The sequence below is a fragment of the Methanospirillum lacunae genome (genome assembly GCF_003173355.1).
Lineage (GTDB): Archaea > Halobacteriota > Methanomicrobia > Methanomicrobiales > Methanospirillaceae > Methanospirillum > Methanospirillum lacunae.
In genome coordinates this window covers 1-4719 of the sequence record NZ_QGMY01000013.1, presented here as the reverse complement: position 1 = coordinate 4719, position 4719 = coordinate 1, and the positions used below count along the sequence as shown (strand labels likewise).

The window sequence follows — 4719 nt, the reverse complement described above, 5'->3', positions numbered from 1 at the left end:
CGGATCTTTTATCCGTGTCTTAAAGAAGTCTCTTTTTGGGGTAAGTTTCAAGCTTAGATGCTTTCAGCTTTTATCTCTTGGCGCGTAGCTGCTCGGCAGTGCCTTGTCAGACAACCGATCGACCAGAGGCGCCGAATGAAAGTTCCTCTCGTACTATTTCATTCTTCCCTTCAGACTTCTGGCACTCCTTATAGATAGTAACCGACCTGTCTCACGACGGTCTAAACCCAGCTCACGATCCCCTTTAATAGGCGAACAACCTCACCCTTGGCTGCTGCTGCACAGCCAGGATGGAAAGAACCGACATCGAGGTAGCAAGCCGCCGGGTCGATATGTGCTCTTGCCGGCGACGACTCTGTTATCCCCGGGGTAGCTTTTCTGTAGTCAATAGCCCTCACCAAAAGGGCGTATTGGTTCGTTAGACCCGAGTTTCCTCTCGCGATTGCTTGCTATGCGCAATCGCGTCAGGCCAACTTATGCTCTTGACACTCTCCAGCGGGTTTCTGACCCGCTTGAGTTGACCTTAGGGCACCCTTGATATTTTTTCGAGGGTGTGGCGCCCCACCCAAACTGCCTACCTATCGATGTCCTGAAACAATTCAGTTAGAATTACAATAAAACCAGGATGGTGTCTCATCGTTGGCTCCCCAACTCCCACAAGAGTTGGCTCGACGCCTCCCATCTACCCTGCGCAGGTAATACCGTAATCCAACGACAGGCTGCAGTAAAGCTCCACGGGGTCTTCACTTCCCATAAGGAGTCACTAGTCTCTGCACTAGTACAAAAGGTTCAACGGATTCGTGTTAGGGACAGTAGCGCTCTCGTTATTCCATTCATGCAAGTCGCCAATTAAGCGACAAGGTACTACGCTACCTTAAGAGGGTCATAGTTACCCCCGCCGTTTACGAGTCCTTCGTCCGGTTGAACCCGGTGTTCAGATACTCGCACTGGGCAGGAATCACAGACTATACTAGTCCTTTCGGAGTTGCAGTCTGCTATGTTGTTATTAGACAGTCGGAGCGCCCTTGTCACTGCGACCTGCCCAATCTCTGGGCAGGCACCCCTTATCCCGAAGTTACAGGGCTAATTTGCCGAGTTCCCTTAACACGATTAATTCCGACACGCCTTCGCCTTCTCAGCGAGGGGCACCTGTGTCAGTTCTTGGTACGGACTGCATCCACCCTTTTCACGGGCTCCTGGAATTTGCTCTGTTACCCCATAACGGGTTAGCGAAATTCTCACCATTACGGTACTCCAATCGCATATACCGCTTAGACGGGACGACAGTCCCGCTGAGCATATCCGGAAGCGTCAGGATTGTCTGGAGCAGGTACAGGAATATTAACCTGTTTCCCTTTCGCTACACTCGAGTTACGGTGCAACTTAGGACCGACTAACCCTCGACTGACGAACATTGTCGAGGAAACCTGGCCCCTGCGGCGGTATGGATTCTCACCATACTTAAGCTTCTACTACTGCCAAAATTTTCATTTCTACACGGTCCACAGGACCTTACGACCCTGCTTCCGCCCATGCAGAACGCCTCTCTACGCCATCATACATTAGTATGGTCCGTGGTATCTGTGGCAGGCTTAAGCCCCGTCCATTTTCAGCGCCCTGAATCTTGACTGGTAAGCTGTTACGCACTTTTTAAAGGGTAGCTGCTTCTAAGCTCACCTTCCAGTTGTCTTTGACCCAGGACCACTTTCAGTGTTTACACTGAGCCTGCACTGAGGGACATTAACCACGGTCTGGGTTGTCTCCCTTACGCATTACAAGCTTACCCCGTAATGCGGACTTCCAACCATCTTAGATGACAGGGAATTTGGAGTTTGACAGGAGAGGGACGACTTTCGTCACCCACTTCCCCAATCAGTGCTCTACCTCACTGTCGATCTCCGGTCAGGTCATGCTACGGCATGTTTCGAGAGGAACCAGCGGATGCCTGGCTCGATTAATCTTTCACTCCTATACGCAGGTCACGCGAATGATTTGCATATCAAAACCGCTTGCGATCCTCCACGCACCTTTCGGCACGCTTCAATCTGCCCACGCATAGATCGCCAGGCTTCGGGTCTTATCCTGTTGACTCCGCGCATTATTAATACGCCGTCCCACACCTTGCGGCTACGGACTTGTTGGTTTCCCTTCGGTTCCTTCCTTTTCAGAATTAACCTTCGCCAGCAGAATAAACTCTTTGGCCCGTTCTTCAAAACGTACGTTATGACACCGGCATTCAAACCCGTACTACCGTCTCACAACGGATTCCTTCGCTTGAAAGATCCTTTCGCGCCATAACACGCTATCACCTGTCAGTTTCAGGCACTTTTCAACACCTTTCTAGGGTTGCTTTTCAGCTTTCGCTCACGCTACTATTACGCTATCGGTTTTGGGGAGTATTTAGTTTTGGAGGTTAGTGACCCCCGGATTCACGCGGGAATTCCGACCCACGTTACTCAGGACTCCGCCAGAGCTTATGTTCATACACATACGGGACTGTCACCCTCTGTAGTATGTCGTTCCAGACAACTTCTGTTCTAAACATAAGTCCCATACGGCGGGCCTATCAACACCACATCTCCCGAAGGATTCAGTTTGAACTCTGTCGCTTTCGATCGCCTCTAATAACGACATCCCGTTTGGTTTCTTCTCCTGCCCCTACTAAGATGTTTCAATTCGGGGCGTTCCCCATCCTATACAGGATTGATACGTAAAGTATCAGGATGGCCCATTAGGGAATCCCCGGTTCATAGGCTCCATGCGCCTACCCGGGGCTTATCGCAGCTTGGCACGCCCTTCGTCGGCTCCCAAACCGAGCCATCCACTGACAGGTATAAAGCTCGTCCAGTTCCGTCAAACCCATTTAACGTCCTAAACGCAGCAATTCCTTTACACGGCCTATCATCGCCCCGATTTCACGGGGTCTCAAGCCCTTCCCCGGCGATTTACATCACCTGGTGCACCGGCAAATAAACAAAGAAGTGGACCCGTGGGGATTTGAACCCCAGGCCTCGGCGTTGCAAACGCCGCGCTCTTCCAACTGAGCTACGAGCCCACCATTTATTGTGGAATACTGATGGTTTTATGGTCTGCCCGCACCCGAACAAATACCGCTTTTTAAATCGTTAGGAGGTGATCCAGCCGCAGATTCCCCTACGGCTACCTTGTTACGACTTAACCCCCCTTGCGAAACCCAGATTCGACAGCGCCATTTGGCGTCGCCTCATCAAGACCTCACTCGGGTGGTTTGACGGGCGGTGTGTGCAAGGAGCAGGGACATATTCACCGCGCTATGGTGAAACGCGATTACTACGGATTCCAGCTTCATGCGGGTGAGTTACAACCCGCAATCCGAACTTAGACTGGGTTTAGGAGATTACCTTCACCTTTCGGTGTCGGAACCCATTGTCCCAACCATTGTAGCCCGCGTGTAGCCCGGATAATTCGGGGCATGCTGACCTACCGTTGCCCATTCCTTCCTCCCCTTTAGCAGAGGCGGTCCCAACAATGTCCCCATCGACCCGGAGGTCAAGCTGGCAATTGTTGGCGTGGGTCTCGCTCGTTGCCTGACTAAACAGGATGCTTCACAGTACGAACTGACGACGGCCATGCACCTCCTCTCAGCTAGTCAAGTAGAGTCTTCATCCCGACTATCATTCAGCTGTCTTATCCGGTGAGATTCCCGGCGTTGAGTCCGATTAAACCGCAGGCTCCACCCGTTGTGGTGCTCCCCCGCCAATTCCTTTAAGTTTCAGCCTTGCGACCGTACTCCCCAGGCGGCGCATTTCACGGTTTCCCTTCGGCACCTCAGTGACACGTGGTCACTGACACACCTAATGCGCATAGTTTACAGCTGGGACTACCCGGGTATCTAATCCGGTTTGCTCCCCCAGCTTTCGTCCCTCACTGTCGGAGCCGTTCTGGTGAGATGCCTTCGCCATAGGTCGTCCCACCGGGATTACAGGATTTCACTCCTACCCCGGCAGTACCTCTCACCTCTCCCGGTCCCTAGAACTGCAGTTTCCCCTGAACGCCCATCAGTTGAGCCGATGGATTTCTCAAGGGACACACAGATCCAGCTACGGACCCTTTAAGCCCAGTAAAAGCGGCCACCACTCGAGCCGCCGGTATTACCGCGGCGGCTGGCACCGGTCTTGCCCGGCCCTTTCTTCACCAGTTGTTTAAACTGGTGGACAGCCACCCTGTGGTGGCACTCGGGGTTTCCTTATCACGGTTGCCCGCATTGTAAAGTTTTCGCGCCTGCTGCGCCCCGTAGGGCCTGGATTCGTGTCTCAGAATCCATCTCCGGGCTCTTGCTCCCACAACCCGTACCGATGACAGGCTTGTTGGGCTTTTACCCCAACAACTACCTAATCGGCCGCAGACTCATCCTGAAGCGACGGATCTTTCATCCGGAGAGCATTCCAGCCCTCCCGGACTATAGAGCATTACCCCCAGTTTCCCGGGATTATTCTCTTCTTCAGGGCAGATTGTCCACGTGTTACTGAGCAGTTCGCCGAGGTCTTGCACCTCTCGACTCGCATGGCTTAGTCAAACCCCGATAGCAGTGGCCTCTGGCAGGATCAACCAGAATTTGTTGGTTACTTTTCGCAAACGCACACTTGCTCGGCTATTGGCGGGTGCAGACAGATGTCCACACCATCAGTATTCCTATGTCGAACCCGTTGCAACATCGCTGTTCACAGTTCGGGCTCCCAT

At 52.7% G+C, this 4719-nt stretch carries 1 tRNA gene and 2 rRNA genes; all 3 read right to left on the bottom strand.

Annotated elements, in window-relative coordinates:
- Positions 1 to 2849 (bottom strand): 23S ribosomal RNA (locus tag DK846_RS14810); the annotation flags it as partial.
- A gap of 133 nt (positions 2850 to 2982) precedes the next feature.
- Positions 2983 to 3055 (bottom strand) — tRNA-Ala (locus DK846_RS14805).
- 72 nt (positions 3056 to 3127) lie between these two features.
- Positions 3128 to 4594, bottom strand: a 16S ribosomal RNA gene (locus tag DK846_RS14800).
- Positions 4595 to 4719: the final 125 nt, after the last annotated feature.